The organism is Streptomyces sp. NPDC048523, assembly GCF_043199815.1.
Lineage (GTDB): Bacteria > Actinomycetota > Actinomycetes > Streptomycetales > Streptomycetaceae > Streptomyces.
The window spans coordinates 61,738-79,967 of record NZ_JBICWQ010000005.1 but is presented as its reverse complement, the minus strand read 5'-3'; the positions used below and the strand labels follow the sequence as shown (position 1 = coordinate 79,967).

Here is an 18,230-nt window from a genome sequence, read left to right as displayed (position 1 = left end):
ACGCCCGCGGCCGCTACCAGGGCGCCTTCAGGGTGGACGGCACTCGCAGCGGGCGCCCTCGCCGCAGTGGGCCCGCTCGCACTCGCCCGCCGGATCAGCGCACGAGCAGAGAGCACACCGCAGCCCGGCCGACGTTCGCCGGAGCGCGCGGCAGTTTCGGTGTGTACAGGGAGCGGTCGGGGGCGGTGCGAGCCCCGCCCCCGACCTGGTGGTCAGCTGCTGTAGTACCCGGCCAGGTCGGCGATGACCTGGACCGAACCGGTGTGGTTGGCGAAGGTGACCCGTCCGTCAACCACCGGCACCACGACCATGTTGGAAATAGTCTGCCCTGCGCCGAAGTTGAGGTTCGAGACGCCGGGCTCCGGCAGACCGTGCGGGTGGACCGTCAGATATCCCCCGGCCGAAGGCGCCGTGACCGTCACGTTGAGCACCACTGCCGTGACCCCGGAGGAGGGGACGCCGGCCGTACCGGTGACCGGGAGGCTGACCAGACCGCCCGGGGCGACGGCTCCGGGCCGGGCACCCAGTCCGCTGCGTGTGTCCAGTAGCCGCAGCGGGCCCGCCGGGGTGAAGGTCGAACCGGTGGCGGAGAAGTATCCCGTGACATCGGCGAGGAGGTCGACGGAGCCCGCACTGTTGCGCAGGTCCACCGAACCGTTCACGACCGGGGCGACGACCATATTGGGGATCGTCCGGCCGGCGGGGAAGTTGATGTTGGATACGGCCGGCAGCGACTGGCCGTCGGGGTACACGGTGATGTAGCCCCCGGTGGTGGGCCGGACGGCGGTGACGTTCATGACGACGGCGGTGACCCCGGTGGCGGGGATACCGTGCGTCCCGGCGACCTTGAGCTCGACGATTCCGCCCGCGCCGATCCGCGCCTTGGGGGCGCCGGTGCCGTTGCGGGTGTCCAGGAAGCGCGTCGGCGAGACCGGTGTCAAGGCCGAACCTGAACTCCCCTCCGCGTAGTAGCCCGTGACGTCGGCGAGGAGGTCGACGGAGCCCGCACTGTTGCGCAGGTCCACCGATCCGTTCCGTACGGGAACCGTCACCAAGTTGGCGATGGTCTGCGGCGCCGTGTAGTTGACGCTGGAGACGGTCGGCAGCGGCTGACCGGCGGGGTACACGTCGACGTGGCCGTTGCCGGTGGGCCGGACGGCGGTGACGTTCATGACGACCGCGGTGACCCCGGTGGCGGGGATACCGTGCGTCCCGGCGACCTTGAGCTCGACGATTCCGCCCGCGCCGACCCGTGCCCTGGGGGCGCCGGTGCCGTTGCGGGTGTCCAGGAAGCGCGTCGGCGAGACCGGGACGAGGCGGTTGTGGGTCGCCGCCGGTGCGGCGGTGACGGTGTAGGCGCCCGGAAGGTAGCCGGGTGACGGGATGCCGGATGTGTACCCGACGTTGTCGATCACCAGGTCGTACGCGCCCGGAGGGAGGTCGTACGTACCGAGCCGCACGGTGAGCGTGGTGCCATCGGCGCTGACGGAGACCGGCTCGGCGGTGCGGGAGTCGTCCCCGGACCGGAGTTCCACCTGGGTGCCGAGGGTCAGGTTCGCGCCGTGCAGCACAACCTGGTTGGACGTCCCGGCAGGTCCGCTCGTCGGGCCCAGCGAGGTGACGTCGGCCGACTTCGGCTGAGTGGTGCAGCCGCTCTTGCAGACACCCTGCATGGAGTACTCGACCGGAGTGTCCGCCTGGTACGGGCTCACCAGCATCAGGTAGTCGCCCGCGGAGGCGCTGGAGGTGGTGAGGCAGGAGTAGCTGAAGACACCGGCGTTGTCACCGTTGCACTGGTAGGAGTAGTCGGCGCTCGCGCCGGCGAAGCGGGTGGTGCTCAGCAGGCTCACCCACGGGGTGCCCGTGCTGCTGCTCTGGGTGCCGTACACCTGGAAGCGCTGCGACGGCTGCATGGGGATCACGGCGCAGTACGCGGTTGCGGACTCGGTGAACGTGCCGCTCCGCACGGAAAAGCCCTGCGGGGACACCCTGTTCGCCGTGCACTCCGGGGCCCAGCCCGAGGCGGTGCCGACGCGCCAGGTGTCGACGTGTGCGGAAATGGGGGTCTCGTCGTACCCCGAGGCCAGGATGATGACGATGTACGAGGTCGAGCCGGTGACGCGGCAGGAGACGCCCCACTGCCGGCACACGCTCGTGCCCGAGGCGTCGACCACCTTCAGCACCACGCCCGTGTTCCGGGCGGCCGTCGGGGTCCGCGCGGACATCCAGAGCTTGTCCGTGGCCGCTGCAGTGACACGCAGACACCGGCTGTCCAGTGCGGAGTCGAGGTTGAAGGACGTGGAGGCTCCACCGACGGTGAGCGAGGCCGGAGCGGCGCACTTCGCCGTCGAAGAGATGTCCCGGCGGACCAGCTTGTACGTGTCCGAGGCGCCGGTGCCCGTCAGCAGGGCCGTGTAGCCGACACCGGCCGTAAACCGGCAGGTGGTCGTGGAGCCGCCGACAGTGGTGCACAGCTCGTTGCCGGCGCCGTCGAACACCCGCACCGCGGCGTTCACCCTATTGGTGTTGTTCGTGTAGTCGAACATCTCGGCGGTGGAGTGCTGGTCGGCGGCGATGCCCAGGCACACGGCCTGGGTCGTGCTGGTGAGCGGAACCGACACGCCCCAGGTGCCGTCGAACGCCGACTGCGGCCAGGCCGTGCAGCCCGCGGTCTTCCCGGTGTCCTGGACGGCGAGCTGGTACTCACCTGCGGCGGAGCCCGAGAGCACCGCGTGGAACGGGGCGGTCCCGGTCAGCTTGCAGATCACCGGGGAGTCGTCGTTGTCGCACTGCGCGATGCCCTTGGCGTCGAACACTCGGTAGCTCGGGTTGACTCCGCCGTCCGGTGTCCGGTCGATCAGGTAGAGGCCGTGGCCGGTGGCCGTCGGGAGGGACAGACACTGCTGCTCGCCCGGTCCGCCGAAGGCACCCTTCACCGCGCCGGAGGCGAAGCCGTCGTCGCGTACGGCGGTACAGCCCTGCGTCAGGTTCGTCGCGTACAGCCGGACCCCGAAGGCGGCCGGGGCGCTGCTGCGCCCGTCGCGCGCCCAGGTGTAATCACCTGCGGTCAGGGTGCAGGGGGCGAGCAGCGTGGGGGTGCAGCGGGACGTGCCGTCGGTGGCGTAGAGGCTCCCGGAGACGCTGTCGCCGACGGTGTCGAAGAGATAGGGCCCGGAGGCGGGTACGTGCAGGACGCGGCAGCGCGCGGTGGACGTGGCGTCCGGGACCGTGCCGTAGGCCAGAGGCTGGACGGTGGGGCAGCCGGCGGGAGCGGAGAGGCGGGCCGACGTGAGGCTGTAGTCCATGCTCGCCGCGTACGACTGGTTCGTCAGCACACGGAACGGTGCGTTGCCCTTGAGGGTGCAGTCGAAGTCCGTGGCGTTGTTCTCACGGGTCGTGCAGACCTCCGTGCCGGTGGCGTCGTAGACGGTCCCGGTCACCTGCCACGCGGACAGATGGCTCCGCAGAACGTCCCCGGCGGCGGACGGCAGGCCGAAGCAGTGGCCGGCGGACCCGGCGGTAAGCGTGTCGGCGAGGGACTTCGGCGCCCCGAGGGCGGTGTCGTCCTTGGAGACCGCGGTGCAGGAAGGGCCGGACAGCAGAGCCGTGTACGACACCGAGAAGCCACTCGGCGCGGCCCCGGCCTGCACGGTGTACGTACCGGCCCGGCTCGTCGGACACCGTGCCGCCCCGTACGCGCCGTCGGGCCGGTCGCAGGTGACCGTCGAACCGTCCGGTGCGGTGAGCGTCGGGTACTGGGGCTGGTCATCGGTGGAGACGACCTGGAGGAACACCAGGTCGTCGGGGTTCGGCAGGGCGAACGTGAAGCTCGCGCCGCCCTCGGGCCCGGCGGAGCAGGTGTAGACCGTTCCCGACTCAATCGCCCCGGAGCAGGTGTCGGCCGTGTCGCTACGGCCGATCTCGCGCGCGGCGGTGGCGTGCAGCGCCTCGGGAGCCGCCTTCTTCTCCGGTGACTTCGGTGACTTCGGTGTCGCGGGCCCGGAGGTCGCGGCCGTGGTCTTCGGGGTCGGCACGGCCACGGCGGAAGCCGTGCCGGTCTGTGCGGTGAACGAGGCCAGGACGGAGACGATCAGCGCGAGAAGCGAAGTGGCCCCCCTGGACGCGTGTCGTCTTCGGCGTTGTTCCCTGATGGACGTGTGAAGCATGCGTTCCCCCCTGGAAAGCGCAGGCCCCGTCCCTGTGGTGCTCACGAGGGCTCTTGGGGCGAGCGAATTCTAACGAGGGGCAAGGACAGACGTTCGATCTTTACTGTGGCGTGGATCACGCCTTCCCGACCGATGTATTCGCGCCTCGGTCCAGGTCGTACAGGCAGCACCACCACGCCGCAGACGAACGGAAGCGCAGTCACGGCCGAACCCGTGAAGGGCCCCGCGAGCTACTTCCCCTCGATCGAGAACAAGTACGGCCGACCGATCGCGGAGTGGAAGGACCTCATCCGCGCCTCGCCCCTGACCGAGCACATGGACTGGTCACCTGGCTCAAGACGGAACACGGCCTGGGCTACGGCCACGCCAAACGACGAAGGGCCCCACCGCGAACGGTGGGGCCCTTCGACATCGTGCCCGGTGAGGCACTGGCGGAGGATACGAGATTCGAACTCGTGAGGGGTTGCCCCCAACACGCTTTCCAAGCGTGCGCCCTAGGCCTCTAGGCGAATCCTCCGCGGCAAACAATACAAGACGTTGAGGAGTGCTCGCGAACTCGTTCCCACCCCCTGCCATCGGGTACTGTTTGGGCAGCCCCTCACGCGGCGCTATCTGACTGAACTCCCCCAGGGCCGGAAGGCAGCAAGGGTAGGTTGGCTCTGGCGGGTGCGTGGGGGGCGTTCGCGTTCCCGGACGGAGTGCCCGCGCGGGGTCGGGTTGTCAGTGGTCGCCTATAACCTCGTAAGCGTGTCGTCTCTCGCGTTGTACCGCCGCTATCGCCCGGAGTCCTTCGCCGAGGTCATCGGGCAGGAGCATGTCACCGACCCGCTGCAGCAGGCGCTGCGGAACAACCGGGTCAATCACGCGTACCTGTTCAGCGGTCCCCGCGGCTGCGGCAAGACGACCAGCGCGCGCATCCTCGCCCGGTGCCTGAACTGCGAGCAGGGGCCCACACCCACGCCCTGCGGCACGTGCCAGTCCTGCCAGGACCTCGCCAGGAACGGCCCGGGTTCCATCGACGTCATCGAGATCGACGCCGCCTCCCACGGTGGCGTGGACGACGCCCGTGAGCTGCGCGAGAAGGCATTCTTCGGGCCCGCGAGCAGCCGGTACAAGATCTACATCATCGACGAGGCCCACATGGTCACGTCGGCCGGGTTCAACGCGCTGCTGAAGGTCGTCGAGGAGCCCCCGGAGCACCTCAAGTTCATCTTCGCCACCACCGAGCCCGAGAAGGTCATCGGGACGATCCGGTCGCGGACCCACCACTACCCCTTCCGGCTCGTACCGCCCGGCACCCTGCGGGAATACCTCGGCCAGGTGTGCGGCAAGGAGAACATCCCCGTCGAGGAAGGCGTCCTGCCCCTCGTCGTCCGGGCCGGCCAGGGCTCCGTGCGTGACTCCATGTCCGTCATGGACCAGCTGCTCGCCGGTGCGCGGGAGGAGGGTGTGACGTATGCCATGGCCACCTCCCTCCTCGGCTACACCGACGGCTCCCTCCTCGACTCCGTCGTCGAGGCCTTCGCCACCGGTGACGGCGCCGCCGCCTTCGAGGTCGTCGACCGTGTCATCGAGGGTGGCAACGACCCGCGCCGTTTCGTCGCCGACCTGCTGGAGCGGCTGCGGGACCTGGTCATCCTCGCCGCCGTCCCGGATGCCGCCGAGAAGGGGCTCATCGACGCCCCCGCCGACGTCATCGAGCGCATGCAGGCCCAGGCCGGCACCTTCGGCGCCGCGGAGCTCAGCCGCGCCGCCGACCTCGTCAACGAAGGCCTGACGGAGATGCGCGGCGCCAACTCGCCCCGTCTCCAGCTGGAGCTCATCTGCGCGCGCGTGCTGCTCCCCGCGTCCTACGGGGACGAGCGCTCGGTCATGGCCCGCCTCGACCGCATCGAGCGGGGCGTGAACTTCTCGGCCGGCGGCGGCGCCCCCGCGATGGGATACGTACCGGGGCCGGGGCCGGAGGTGCACGGGGGAGCCGCCCCCGGCCACTCGGCGGCCGCCGTCCCGCCATCGGCTCCGGCTGCGACTCCGTCTGCCGTTCCGGTTCCGCCGGGTAGCGGTCCGGCCGCGGCCAGGGCGGCGGTCCGGGCCTCCGGCGCGGGTACACCCGGCGGCCCAGGGCCCGGCAACGGCAGCGGCAACGACAGCAGCGGCACCCAGGGCGGCGGCACTCCCGGCGCAGCCGGTGGCCCGGCCGGCTTCCCCGGCGCTGCGGCAGATCCGGCGCCCTTCGCCGCAGCGGCCGCCCCCGCCGGCCCGCCCTCGGGCCCGTCCGCCGGCCAGGCGCACGGCTCACCCGCGGGCCAGGCCCCTGGTGCTCCCGCCGGTCCACCACCCGGCCCGCCCCCTGCTGCCGCCCACCCGGACCAGCCACACTCCGACCAGCCACACCCAACCCACCAGCAACCGTCCGCCACGACCCCCGCCCCCGCCCCCGGCGCCTGGCCCACCGCCGCCCCCCTCGGCGGCGGCCGGCGTCCCGGTGGCTGGCCCACCCCGGCTGCGACGGGCGGCGGCCAGCCCCAGGCGCCCGCGGCACACCGACCCGCGGCGGTCCCGGCGCCCGCACAGCCCGCCCCCGCGGCCTCCGCACCCGGTCCGGCCTCCTACGCCCCGCCGACCGGTGGCCTCGACCCCCGCCAGCTCTGGCCCAACATCCTGGAAGCGGTCAAGAACCGCCGACGCTTCACCTGGATCCTGCTCAGCCAGAACGCCCAGGTGGCCGGCTTCGACGGCACCACCCTCCAGCTCGGCTTCGTCAACGCCGGCGCCCGCGACAACTTCGCGAGCAGCGGCAGCGAGGAGGTGCTGCGCCAGGCACTCTCCGAGCAGTTCAGCGTCCAGTGGAAGATCGAGGCCGTCGTCGACCCCTCGGGCGGCGGCGCGGCACCCCCGGCATCCGGCGGCTTCAACGGCAGCGGTGGCGGCGGTGGCTACGGCGGAGGCGGCAACGCCGGCGGCTACGGCACCGGAAACCCGGGAGGCTACGGCGCCCCGGCCCCCCAGGCCCCGCCGTCATCCCCCCAGCCGACGTCCGCCCAGGCGGCCCAGCCCAGACAGACGCCCGCCCCCACCCAGGCCCCCTCCCCACAACGGTCCGCGCCGGAACCCCCGCCCGTCTCCATCGAGGACGACATCCCCGAGGACGACGACCCCGACCTCAACGAGTCGGCACTCTCGGGCCGCGAACTGATCGTGCGGGAGCTCGGGGCGACCGTGGTGGAGGAGATCACGAACGAGTAGGGGGTGCGGAGGAGCGCGCAAGAGAGCCCGCACCTTGGAGGAACCTACGGCTCCTCTCCCTCCGCCCCTTGGGAAGCCCGCACAAAAACCCCGTTAGGCTGAGCCCCGTGAAGGTCCTCGTCATCGGTAACGGCGCCCGCGAACACGCCCTGTGCCGCTCCCTGTCCCTCGATCCCGACGTCAGCGCACTGCACTGCGCACCCGGCAACGCCGGTATCGCCGAGGTCGCCGAGCTGCACCCGGTCGACGCCCTCGACGGCGAGGCGGTGGCCGCGCTCGCCCAGCGACTCGGCGCCGACCTGGTCGTCGTAGGCCCGGAGGCCCCGCTCGTCGCGGGGGTCGCCGACGCCGTGCGCGAGGTGGGCATCCCGGTCTTCGGCCCGTCCGGGGAGGCCGCGCAGCTCGAGGGCTCCAAGGCTTTCGCCAAGGACGTCATGGCCGCGGCCGGAGTCCCGACCGCCCGCTCCTACGTCTGCACGACCCCCGAGGAGGTCGCGGAGGCCCTCGACGCCTTCGGCGCCCCGTACGTCGTCAAGGACGACGGTCTCGCCGCGGGCAAGGGCGTCGTCGTGACCGGCGACATCGAGGCCGCGACGGCCCATGCGAACGCCTGCGACCGCGTCGTCATCGAGGAGTTCCTCGACGGCCCCGAGGTCTCCCTCTTCGCCATCACCGACGGCGACACCGTCCTCCCGCTGCAGCCCGCCCAGGACTTCAAGCGCGCCCTCGACGGCGACGAGGGCCCGAACACCGGCGGCATGGGCGCGTACTCCCCGCTGCCCTGGGCCGACCCGAAGCTGGTGGACGAGGTCATGCAGACGGTTCTGCAGCCGACCGTCGACGAGATGCGCCGCCGCGGCACCCCCTTCTCCGGGCTGCTGTACGCCGGTCTCGCGATCACCTCCCGGGGTGTGCGGGTCATCGAATTCAACGCCCGCTTCGGTGACCCCGAGACCCAGGTCGTGCTGAACCGCCTCAAGACCCCGCTGGCCGGTGTCCTGCTCGCCGCCGCGAGCGGCAACCTCGAGGACCTGCCACCCCTGCGCTGGAGCGAGGACGCCGCGGTCACCGTGGTCGTCGCCTCCCACAACTACCCGGCCACCCCGCGCACCGGCGACCCGATCACCGGCCTCGACGAGGTGGCCGAGCAGGACGCCCCGCACGCGTACGTCCTGCACGCCGGCACCAGGCGGGACGGCGACGCCGTCGTCAGCGCCGGCGGCCGCGTGCTGTCGGTCACGGCGTCCGGCAAGGACCTCACCGAGGCCCGCGAGCGCGCCTACCGGGCGGTGGGCCGTATCCGGCTCGACGGTTCCCAGCACCGGACGGACATCGCGGCGAAGGCGGCGTCCGAAGCCTGAGAAGCCCGGAGCCCGGGGCGAAACTCCCCGAAGCCCCTGTCCCGAAACTCCTGTCCCGAAGCCGCCCCGAACAACCCGACCGGCCCCGGATCCGTCTAAGGATTCGGGGCCTGATCTTTGCTGTACGTCATCCACCTTTCCCCAAAGCCATTCCATCGAGTGACCGGGGCGCTATACGGCTGACGGGGGCCCGGGGCCCAACTAGGGTGCGGCGCAAGCGTTCCGGCACTTGGCCCACCGGCATTGCGATGTCAGTGGCGGGTGCCACAGTGGGGGAGTGAGCAACACCAGGAAAGCTGGGCATTCAGGACGGCAGGGAGGGGGTGAGGTCCGGTCATGACCGGTATCGGTGTGGAGGCGGGCGCGCAGGCCGCGCGCTCCTGGGCCCTTGCCGTGCTGCGGATCCGCAGCCGTGCGCTGGCCGTGGCGCTGCTGCCCGCGGCGGTGGCCGTGGTGCTGCTCGCCGGAGGTTCCACCAGCCATCTCGTGGGCGGGTTCTGGGACACCGCCCGGCTGGTCATGAGCGTTCTCGGGGCCGTGGTGCTGCTCGCCGCCGGGGCCGTCGCCCTGGTCGTCGCCCGCGCCCGCCCCGCGGTCAGTCCGACCGTCGCGATCGCCGAGGAGTCCGCGCCCGACCTGTACCGCATGGTGCGCGACCTCGCCGACCGCCTGGACGTCCCCGCCCCCTCCGCCATAGCGCTCACCCCGGACTGCGACAGCTGGCTCGAGGACCGCACCCACCCTGCGCACGGCCCGCCCCCGCAGGAGGGCCGGGAGGACGAGATCGCGGGCGTCCGCGGCTCCCACCGCCGGGTCCCGGCCGCACCGGTGCTGGTCATCGGCTCGCCGTTCCTGTGGTGGATGCGCGTCGGCGAACTGCGCGCGGTCCTCGCCCCGGTCGTCGCCGGTACGGGCCCCTCGGCCCACCCCGACATAGCGGCGGCCCGCCGTTTCGTACGCGGACTGGACGCGGCGGTGGCCGTCGGCTCCGTACCCGGCCGCTGTCCGCTGACCCGGGTGGCGTGCGCGGGCGTCGCCTGGGTGGCCCGCCTGCTCCTGCGCAGTTGCCGGGAGCACGCGACCCAGATGGAGCGCGGGGTCGCCGCGGCGGCCGCCGAGCGTGCACAGGCTGTGGACTACGGCCTCAGGATCGTGGCCCAGGAGCAGGTGGGCCTGGCCTACGCGGGCTGGGACCGGCTGCTGACCCGGGTCGCGCTTCCCGCCTGGCGGATGGGGCGCTGGCCCTCCCGCCTGGACGCGGGCGTGGTGGCCGCCCTCACCGAACTGTCACGCCGCGACCGCCTGGCCGAGGGTTTCGCCTCCCGCCTCGGCGAGCGTCCCGCCTGCGACCTGCTCGAAGAGCCCGGCACGATCGATGAGGCCGCCTCCCTGCTCGCCGCCCGCCTCTTCCACGGCGGCCCCGCGGAGACCGGCCCGGACTGGTCGCCGGTGGACTGGCAGGAGTACCCGGAAGAGGTGGTGGACCGAAAGTGGCGCCTCGACGCCGCCCGCCTCCACCGGGTCCTCGACGCCCAGGGCGTACGCCGCCCCCCGGGAACCCCACCGGAGTCCGACGCCCCCACCCTCTCCCGAGTGCTCTCCCACCTGTCCTCCTCTCCGCCTACCGGCCCCTCGGCGCAGCCGGGTTCAGGTTCGCTGTCCGGGTCGGCCGACCCGATGTCACGCTCCGCGGCGACTGATGGGCTCGCCCGTGCGGCGTCACCCTCCACGGCAGCCGACAGGCCCGCCGACCCGGCGGCACGCCCCACGGCATCCGACAGGTCGGCCGAACCGGCGGCCCGCCCCACGGCAGCCCACCCGGCACCCACCGACCCGCACGCCGAGGCTCCTGCCACCGCCGAGCCCGTACCGACTCCGCCGTCCGACGACACGGCAACGGACGGCGCACGGACCGCCGCGGCCGACCGCGACGCGGCCCCTCACGAGCCCACCCCGCCCCACGCGCCCGCGCCCACCGATCCCACCCCGGCCCCGCCGCACCCCTCCGCAGACGCTCCGGACGCCCCGGACACCCCGGACGCCCCCACAACTGCCGCCGGCGAGCTCACCCCCCACGCTTCACCGCCACCTCCCGACGAACCCCTCGCCGAGATCCTCGCCGCAGCCCTCACCGCCGAGCTCGCCCGTGAGGAAGCCGCCGCCCCCACCTCCCGTACCGCTCCCGACGCCACTCCCTGGGACGACACCGCGCTGCCCCTGTTCCCGCTCCAGCCCCCGCGCAGCGCCCGAGAGCTGCTCACCGATCACGTCACCGCGATGATCTGCTGCGCCGCGATCGACACCGCCGGTGCCACCCCGGGCCTGGACTGGCTCGACGGCCCGTCGCTCCTCATCAACGGCGAACGCGCCGCGGACCTCGCTCCCCGCGTCCTGAGTCTCGTGGAGGACGGCGACCCGGGCCCGCTGCGTGCCTGGCTGGTCAAGTCGGGGATACGCCCCGAGAAGCCCGTCCGCCTCGTCTGACGAAGACGGAATAGGCGGAACCCCCGCTTCCACTTTCGGCCAATTCGCAACGAACAGTGACAGTTCAAGTGCGGAATGTGATGTGCTGGGACCGATCGCGCACATGGCAAGGGCTCGCGCCATAGGACAGGTGCACGACACGCGTTCCAAAGCACCGCGCAGGACGGACGACGGGGGCACGAGGGAGGGGAGCGACCATGACGCCGGGACAGGAGCACATCCGCCGCTGGGAGTCGGGAGCACTCGCGCACGCCGTGACGGACCCCTTCGGCCAGGGCCCCGTCCCCTGGCTGCGCGGCAGTGAGACCTACTTCGACGACACCGGCCAGGTGGTCCCCTGGTACGTCGAGACGGACCCCGCCCACACCCCGAAACGGGGCGCCCCGCGCGTGCCCTCCCCCCGCTCGGACCCCGGCGGCGGCCCCCGCTCCGCCGACGACGTCCGCCGCCAGATCAAGGGCTTCACCTCGACCGGCGCGGTCGCCCCCGGCGAGGCCGTCGACTTCCACATCACCGTCGACCCGCCGCAGGAATTCGCCGTCGACATCTACCGCATCGGCCACTACGGCGGCGACGGTGCCGCGAAGATCACCACCAGCCCCCGCCTCTCCGGCATCGTCCAGCCCCCGCCGCTGACCGCGGACCGCACGGTCTCCTGTCACCACTGGTGGCTGTCCTGGCGGCTGCAGATCCCGTCGTACTGGAGCATCGGGGCGTATGTCGCCGTCCTCACCACCGCCGACGGCTACCGCTCCCACATCCCCTTCACGATCCGCGACAACCACCCCGCGGACTTACTGCTCCTGCTGCCCGACGTGACCTGGCAGGCGTACAACCTCTACCCGGAGGACGGCCGCACCGGCGCCAGCCTCTACCACGCCTGGGACGAACAGGGCAGGCTCCTCGGCGAGGCCGACGCGGCGACCACGGTCTCCTTCGACCGGCCGTACGCGGGCGCGGGCCTGCCGATACACGTGGGCCACGCCTACGACTTCATCCGCTTCGCCGAGCGCTACGGCTACGACCTCGCCTACGCCGACGCCCGCGACCTGCACGCCGGTCACCTCGACCCCACCCGCTACCGGGGTCTGGTCTTCCCCGGCCACGACGAGTACTGGTCGGCGGCCATGCGCCGCACGGTCGAGCGGGCCCGCGACAGCGGCACCTCGCTGGTCTTCCTCTCCGCCAACACCATGTACTGGCAGGTGGAGTTGGGCCCGTCGCCGTCCGGCGTCCCCGACCGCCTGCTGACCTGCCGCAAGCGCAGGGGGCCGGGAAAACCGGCGCTCTGGCGCGAAGTCGACCGCCCCGAACAGCAGTTGGTCGGCATCCAGTACGCGGGAAGGGTGCCCGAGCCCCACCCTCTGATCGTCCGCAACGCCGAGCACTGGCTGTGGGAGGCGACCGGCGCCCAGGAGGGCGACGAACTCGCCGGCCTGGTCGCGGGCGAGGCCGACCGCTACTTCCCGCGCGCCCCGCTCCCCGAGCACGACGACCGCATCCTGCTCGCCCACTCGCCCTACGCCGACAGCGAGGGCGTCCTCCGCCACCAGGAGACGTCCCTCTACCGCGCCCCCTCCGGAGCCCTGGTCTTCGCCGCCGGCACCTTCGCCTGGTCCCCGGCGCTGGACCGCCCGGGGCACGTCGACGCCCGTGTCCAGCGCGCCACCGCCAACCTCCTGGACCGCATCTGCAAGCGTGACTGAGCCCACGCAAAACACCGGCACAACACCGGCAAAACACCGGCACAACGCCGGTGGAGCACCCGCAGCACACCCCCAGCACAGCCCCAGCACACCCCAAGTCCAAGGTCAGCCCGGTGTACGGGACAATCGACCCGTAGGACATACCCACGGGGAGGAACCGTGTCCGGATTCGTAGAAAAGCCCGAGCCGCTCCAGGTTCCGGGGCTGGTGCACCTGCACACCGGCAAGGTGCGCGAGCTGTACCAGAACGAGGCGGGCGACCTCGTGATGGTCGCCAGCGACCGTATCTCCGCCTTCGACTGGGTGCTGCCGACCGAGATCCCCGACAAGGGCCGCGTCCTCACCCAGCTGTCACTGTGGTGGTTCGACCAGATCGCCGACCTGCTGCCGAACCACGTCCTGAGCACGGACGTGCCGGAAGGCGCCCCCGCCGACTGGGCCGGCCGCACCCTGGTCTGCAAGTCGCTCCGGATGGTCCCGGTGGAGGCCGTCGCGCGCGGCTACCTCACGGGCTCCGGACTGCTGGAGTACGACGAGTCCCGCACGGTCTGCGGCCTCGCCCTCCCGGAGGGGCTCACGGACGGCAGCGAACTCCCCGCCCCGATCTTCACCCCGGCCACCAAGGCCGCCGTCGGCGAGCACGACGAGAACGTCTCCTACGAGGAGATCGCCCGCCAGGTCGGCGCGGACACCGCCGCCCAGCTGCGCCAGGCGACCCTCGCCGTGTACTCGCGCGGCCGGGACATCGCCCGGGACCGCGGGATCATCCTCGCGGACACCAAGTTCGAGTTCGGCTTCGACGGGGACACCCTCGTCATCGCGGACGAGGTCCTCACCCCGGACTCCTCCCGCTTCTGGCCGGCCGACCAATGGGAGCCGGGGCACGCGCAGCCGTCGTACGACAAGCAGTTCGTGCGCGACTGGCTGACCTCGGCGGAGTCCGGCTGGGACAGGAAGAGCGAGCGGCCCCCGCCGCCGCTGCCGCAGGAGGTCGTGGACCGCACTCGAGCCAAGTACATCGAGGCGTACGAGCGTCTGACGGGCACGAGCTGGTCGTAGCCCTGGTCGTAACAGAGAAGCCCCCCGGTGAAAACCGGGGGGCTTCTCGATGGAGCGAACGACGAGGTTCGAACTCGCGACCTCAACCTTGGCAAGGTTGCGCTCTACCAACTGAGCTACGTTCGCATGCGCCGTGGCGCGAGAACCACTATACCCAACCTCGCTCCCGCGCGAGCCGCACGGCCGCGTGCCGGTTCTCGGCCCCGAGTTTGGAGACGGCCGAGGACAGATAGTTCCGTACGGTCCCCTGCGACAGCGCGGCCCGTTCGGCGATCTCCGCGACGGGGGCCCCGTCGGCGGCCAGTTCCAGCACCTCGGCCTCCCGCGCGGTCAGGGGCGAGTCCCCGGCGGAGATCGCGTCGGCGGCCAACTCCGGGTCGACGTAACGGTTTCCCGCGTGCACCGTGCGGATGATCTCCGCGAGCCGCTGCGCGCTCAAGGTCTTCGGGACGAACCCCCGCACACCGGCCTCCAGGGCCCGCTTGAGATGCCCCGGGCGCCCGTGACCGGTGACGATCAGCACCTTGCACGAGGGCAGTTCGGTCCGCAGAGATGTGGCGACCTTCACACCGTCCGCGCCGGGCATCTGGAGATCCAGTACGGCGACGTCGGGCTCGTGCGCCCGGGCCATCGCCAGCGCCTCGGGGCCGGTCGCCGCCTCCGCGACGACCACCAGGTCGTCCTCCAGCGAGAGCAGCGCGGCGAGCGCACCCCGGATCAGATGCTCGTCATCGGCGAGCAGCACCCGCACGGTCACGGGCCCACCTCCGGCGACCCGACACATACGGTCACGACCCCGCCCCCATTCATGAAACCCCCTCCGCCGCCACCACCGGCACCTCCGCCACCAGCCGGAACACACCCTCTCGGACCGGTCTCGCCTCCAGCGTCCCGGACACCGCCGCAAGCCGTTCCCGCAGCCCGGCGAGCCCGGACCCACCGGCACCGCCCGACGATCTCAGGACCCCGTCGTTCTCCACGGTCAGCACCACCTGCTCCCCCTCTCTCCGCAGGGCCACCACGCACCGCTTGGCGTCCCCGTGCCGCAGTACGTTCGTCGTGGCCTCCCGGACCACCCAGCCGAGCGCCGACTGCACCTCGGCGGGCAGCCCGCCCGGCTCACCGGTGACCTCGCAGTCGATGCCGGCGGCGGTCAACACCCCTCGCGCTCCGGCCAGTTCGATCCCCAGATCGGCCTCCCGGTATCCCCGTACGACGTCCCGCACCTCGCGCTGTGTCTCATGCGCGATCCGCTGCACCTCGGTCATCTGGTCCACGGCCTCGTCGCGTCCCCGACGCGCCAACTGCACGGCCAGTTCGCTCTTCAGCGCGATCACGGCCAGGTTGCGCCCCATCACGTCGTGCAGGTCCCGCCCGAACCGCAGCCGTTCCTCGGCGACGGCGAGCCGGGCGCGGGTTTCGCGGGCCGTGTCGAGTTCGTAGACGGCGTTCAGGAGCCAGACGGAGAAGACGGAGGTGAAGGCGAGGAACCCGGCGGCGATCAGCACCACGACTCCGGTGACCAGGGACTCCGGGAGGGCGTGCCCCAGGGGAAAGCCGCCGAGCACCGCGCCCGCGGCGAAGCCGCCCACCAGCGCGAGCACGCGCCGCCGCCTGCGGACGCCGAGCGCGCCGATGCCGGCCCCGAAGGTCAGCACGCCCACGAAGACTGCGCCCGTGGCCATGTCGAGCCCGTCACTGTGCGGCCCCCGCTCGGCGATGCCGATCACCGCGACGGAGACGGCGGCAGTGACCGCCCCGAGCAGCCACAGCGTCCGCACCGGCTGCTCGCGCCGCCCGCGCGTCCAGTCGAGCGCCCGCGACGCGGTCACCGCGCACGCCAGGGCGTGCGCGCACACCAGCAGCACCAGCCAGACCGCGAGCTGCCCCGTCACCTGCCCGAAGACCGGCAGTCCGATCGAGGCGACGTAGATCACCGCGAAGAAGTGGAACGACCAGCGCGTGTACGTCTCCACCTTCGCCGGCGTGCTCTTCCGCCGCCACCAGCCCCCTGCCTCGCGCATGCTCTCCCCGTACGTCAGCGCCTCGGCTCCCACCGGAACCACCGCTGTACAGCAAACACGGCCAGCACCGTCCAGGCCACCGCGGTGGCGAGGGAGCCCAGGGCCTCGTAGGGGGAGAGCGTGCCGGCCCAGCCGCCGCGGACCAGGGTGATCACGGGCGACAGGGGCAGGAGCTCGCACACCGACGCGAACGTGTCGGGCAGCAGCTCCAGGGGTACGGCGACGCCCGAGAGGATCATCGAGATCATCACGAACGGCAGCGTGGTGACCTGCGCGCTTTCCACGGTCCGGGTCACGGCCGCCGTCACGGCAGCGAGCGCCGCGCACATCACCAGCCCCAACAGCAGCCCCAGTACGACGAGATGGGGTGCGTGCGGCGCGGGCACGTCGAGCAGGACCGTGCTCGCGGCCACCAGCACCACGGACTGGGTGAGCCCGGTCGCGCCGATCGGCAGCGCGGTCCCGCAGAGGATCTCGACGTCCCGCAGCTCACCCGTGCGCAGCCGCTTCAGCACGAGTTCCTCGCGCCGGGCGGTGTAGATCCCGACCAGAGCGCCATAGACACCGAAGAGCAGAGTGAAGCCGACCGCGGCCGGCAGCAGCACCAGCCCGACGCTCAGCCCGGACTTCTCGACGTCCATGTCGTCCACGACGGGCCGCAGGCTGAACGGCAGCGCGAGCGGCACCAGTACGGCCGCGACGAGCGTGGCCTTGCTGCGTCCGAGCAGCGTGAACTCGGCGCGGGCGAGGGCGGCCAGCCGGCTCGCGGGAGTGGTGACCATGCTCATGCCGAGACCTCCTCGCGCGCCGCGATCCCCAGGAACGCCTCCTCCAGCGAGGCGGACCGCACATCGAGCCGCCGCAGCTCGATGCCGGCCCGCTCGGCCCACACCAGCAGCCCGGTGGCGGCCCGCTGCAACTCCCGCGTCCGCAGCCGTACGACGTTCCCGTCGACCTCGTGCCCGCTCACCCCCAGCTCCCCGAGCGGTGGCAGATCCCCCACGAAGTACCCCTCCGGCAGCTCGAACGAGATCCGTGCCGGCTGCGCGGCGGTCACCTCGGCCGGTGTCCCCGTGGCCGCGATCCGCCCCTCGTGGAGGATCGCCAGCCGGCCGGCGAGGTCCTCGGCCTCCTCCAGGTAGTGGGTGGTGAGCAGCACGGTCGTCCCCCGGTCCCGCAGGGCCCGCACCAACTCCCAGGTGTCCCGGCGCCCTTCGGCGTCGAGTCCGGTCGTCGGCTCGTCCAGGAACAGCACCTCGGGGTCGCCGAGCAGCGCGAGCGCCAGGTCGAGGCGCCGCCGCTCGCCCCCGGACAACTGCTTGACCCGTACGCCGGTCCGCCGGGCGAGCCCGACGAGTTCCAGCACCTCCAGCGGCGGCCGGGCCCCGCTGACGCAGCCGGCCCACATGCGCGCGGTCTCCTCGACGGTCAGCTCGGAGGGGAAGCCGCCCTCCTGGAGCATCACCCCGGTCCGCGGGCGTACGGCGGCACGCTCGGTGTACGGATCGTGTCCGAGGACGCGGATGCGGCCCTCGGTCGGCCGGGCGAGTCCTTCGAGGAGTTCGACGGTGGAGGTCTTGCCGGCGCCGTTGGTGCCGAGCAGGGCGAAGACCTCTCCGCGGACCACGGAGAAGCTGATCCCGCGCACGGCCTCGAACCCGCCCCCGTACACACGCCGTAGGCCGGTGACCTCAATCACGTGTTCGTGTTCGTCGGTGTTCATGGAGCCAGCGTCCCGGCGGAGCGGAGGCGACAGCAGTGCGTGCTGTCACCACTCCGTATGACAAATGTCAGACGACCCGACCGGTCAGGCACCGGGCATGAAAAAGCCCCCCGGCGGAAACCGGGGGGCTTGATTCAGAGCGGACGACGAGGCTCGAACTCGCGACCTCAACCTTGGCAAGGTTGCGCTCTACCAACTGAGCTACGTCCGCATTGCATCCGACCGGCTCTCACCGATCGGCGCGGGCACCAGCATACCTGATCCACAACTGTGGCCAGGCCGGTGGTGCAGAGCGGGTGACAGGAATTGCACACTGCGCCTTCCCCCTGGAAGGGGGATGTTCTACTACTGAACTACACCCGCATGTACTCCGTGAGCTGGGCCTTTCGGCCTCGCCCCTCGGCGTGCTCCAGACTCTAGCTGACCAGGTGGGGTGCAACGCAAGTCGGTTGTCCCGAGGG

The 18,230-nt window shown here is 72.0% G+C and carries 10 protein-coding genes, 4 tRNA genes, 1 other RNA gene and 1 pseudogene; 7 read left to right on the top strand and 9 right to left on the bottom strand.

The annotated features are described in order from the left end of the window. Positions 1–212: 212 nt before the first annotated feature. On the bottom strand, positions 213–4,166 hold the full coding sequence (locus ACGFWE_RS25900; protein WP_393602074.1) for a hypothetical protein: 3,954 nt from the start codon (positions 4,164–4,166) through the stop codon (positions 213–215). A 132-nt stretch (positions 4,167–4,298) separates the two neighbouring features. Between ACGFWE_RS25900 and ACGFWE_RS25895 the strand changes: the two are divergent. Then, a pseudogene (locus ACGFWE_RS25895) lies at positions 4,299–4,534 on the top strand (DUF4287 domain-containing protein); the annotation flags it as partial. A 61-nt stretch (positions 4,535–4,595) separates the two neighbouring features. Here ACGFWE_RS25895 and ACGFWE_RS25890 read toward each other — a convergent pair. Next, positions 4,596–4,683, bottom strand: a tRNA-Ser gene (locus ACGFWE_RS25890). Between the two features lie 72 nt (positions 4,684–4,755). On the opposite strand from ACGFWE_RS25890, the gene ffs reads away from it, so the two are divergent. The 6 genes from ffs (at position 4,756) to ACGFWE_RS25860 (ending at position 14,022) form a co-directional block, all read left to right on the top strand. Next, positions 4,756–4,854: signal recognition particle sRNA small type (ffs, locus tag ACGFWE_RS25885), an RNA gene on the top strand. Positions 4,855–4,913: 59 nt separating this feature from the next. Next, on the top strand, positions 4,914–7,412 hold the full coding sequence (locus ACGFWE_RS25880) for a DNA polymerase III subunit gamma and tau (RefSeq protein WP_393602072.1): 2,499 nt from the start codon (positions 4,914–4,916) through the stop codon (positions 7,410–7,412). 107 nt (positions 7,413–7,519) lie between these two features. After that, positions 7,520–8,773, top strand: a complete 1,254-nt coding sequence (purD, locus tag ACGFWE_RS25875; protein WP_352391858.1) for a phosphoribosylamine--glycine ligase — start codon at positions 7,520–7,522, stop codon at positions 8,771–8,773. Between the two features lie 336 nt (positions 8,774–9,109). Next, positions 9,110–11,257: a hypothetical protein gene (locus tag ACGFWE_RS25870; RefSeq protein ID WP_393602070.1), complete on the top strand. Its 2,148-nt coding sequence runs from the start codon at positions 9,110–9,112 to the stop codon at positions 11,255–11,257. A 197-nt stretch (positions 11,258–11,454) separates the two neighbouring features. Next, entirely contained in the window at positions 11,455–12,963 is a 1,509-nt protein-coding gene (locus ACGFWE_RS25865) for a N,N-dimethylformamidase beta subunit family domain-containing protein (RefSeq protein ID WP_393602068.1), read from the top strand. A 159-nt stretch (positions 12,964–13,122) separates the two neighbouring features. Continuing rightward, positions 13,123–14,022 carry a phosphoribosylaminoimidazolesuccinocarboxamide synthase gene (locus tag ACGFWE_RS25860; RefSeq protein WP_393602066.1) on the top strand — a complete coding sequence of 300 codons (900 nt, stop codon included), beginning with the start codon at positions 13,123–13,125 and terminating at the stop codon, positions 14,020–14,022. A 50-nt stretch (positions 14,023–14,072) separates the two neighbouring features. Here ACGFWE_RS25860 and ACGFWE_RS25855 read toward each other — a convergent pair. From ACGFWE_RS25855 to ACGFWE_RS25825, 7 genes are all read right to left on the bottom strand, one after another. Then, a tRNA-Gly gene (locus ACGFWE_RS25855) sits at positions 14,073–14,148 on the bottom strand. A gap of 22 nt (positions 14,149–14,170) precedes the next feature. Beyond that, positions 14,171–14,806: a response regulator transcription factor gene (locus tag ACGFWE_RS25850; protein WP_352391854.1), complete on the bottom strand. Its 636-nt coding sequence runs from the start codon at positions 14,804–14,806 to the stop codon at positions 14,171–14,173. Positions 14,807–14,828: 22 nt separating this feature from the next. Continuing rightward, a complete protein-coding gene (locus ACGFWE_RS25845) occupies positions 14,829–16,046 on the bottom strand; it encodes a sensor histidine kinase (RefSeq protein WP_393602064.1) in 1,218 nt (405 codons plus the stop codon). Positions 16,047–16,060: 14 nt separating this feature from the next. Further along, positions 16,061–16,834, bottom strand: coding sequence for an ABC transporter permease (locus ACGFWE_RS25840; RefSeq protein WP_393602062.1), 774 nt, complete (start codon positions 16,832–16,834; stop codon positions 16,061–16,063). Further along, on the bottom strand, positions 16,831–17,769 hold the full coding sequence (locus ACGFWE_RS25835) for an ABC transporter ATP-binding protein (RefSeq protein WP_393602060.1): 939 nt from the start codon (positions 17,767–17,769) through the stop codon (positions 16,831–16,833). The genes ACGFWE_RS25840 and ACGFWE_RS25835 overlap by 4 nt, the downstream gene beginning before the upstream one ends. A 138-nt stretch (positions 17,770–17,907) precedes the next feature. Next, a tRNA-Gly gene (locus ACGFWE_RS25830) sits at positions 17,908–17,980 on the bottom strand. 80 nt (positions 17,981–18,060) lie between these two features. Further along, a tRNA-Gly gene (locus ACGFWE_RS25825) sits at positions 18,061–18,132 on the bottom strand. Positions 18,133–18,230 lie beyond the last annotated feature (98 nt).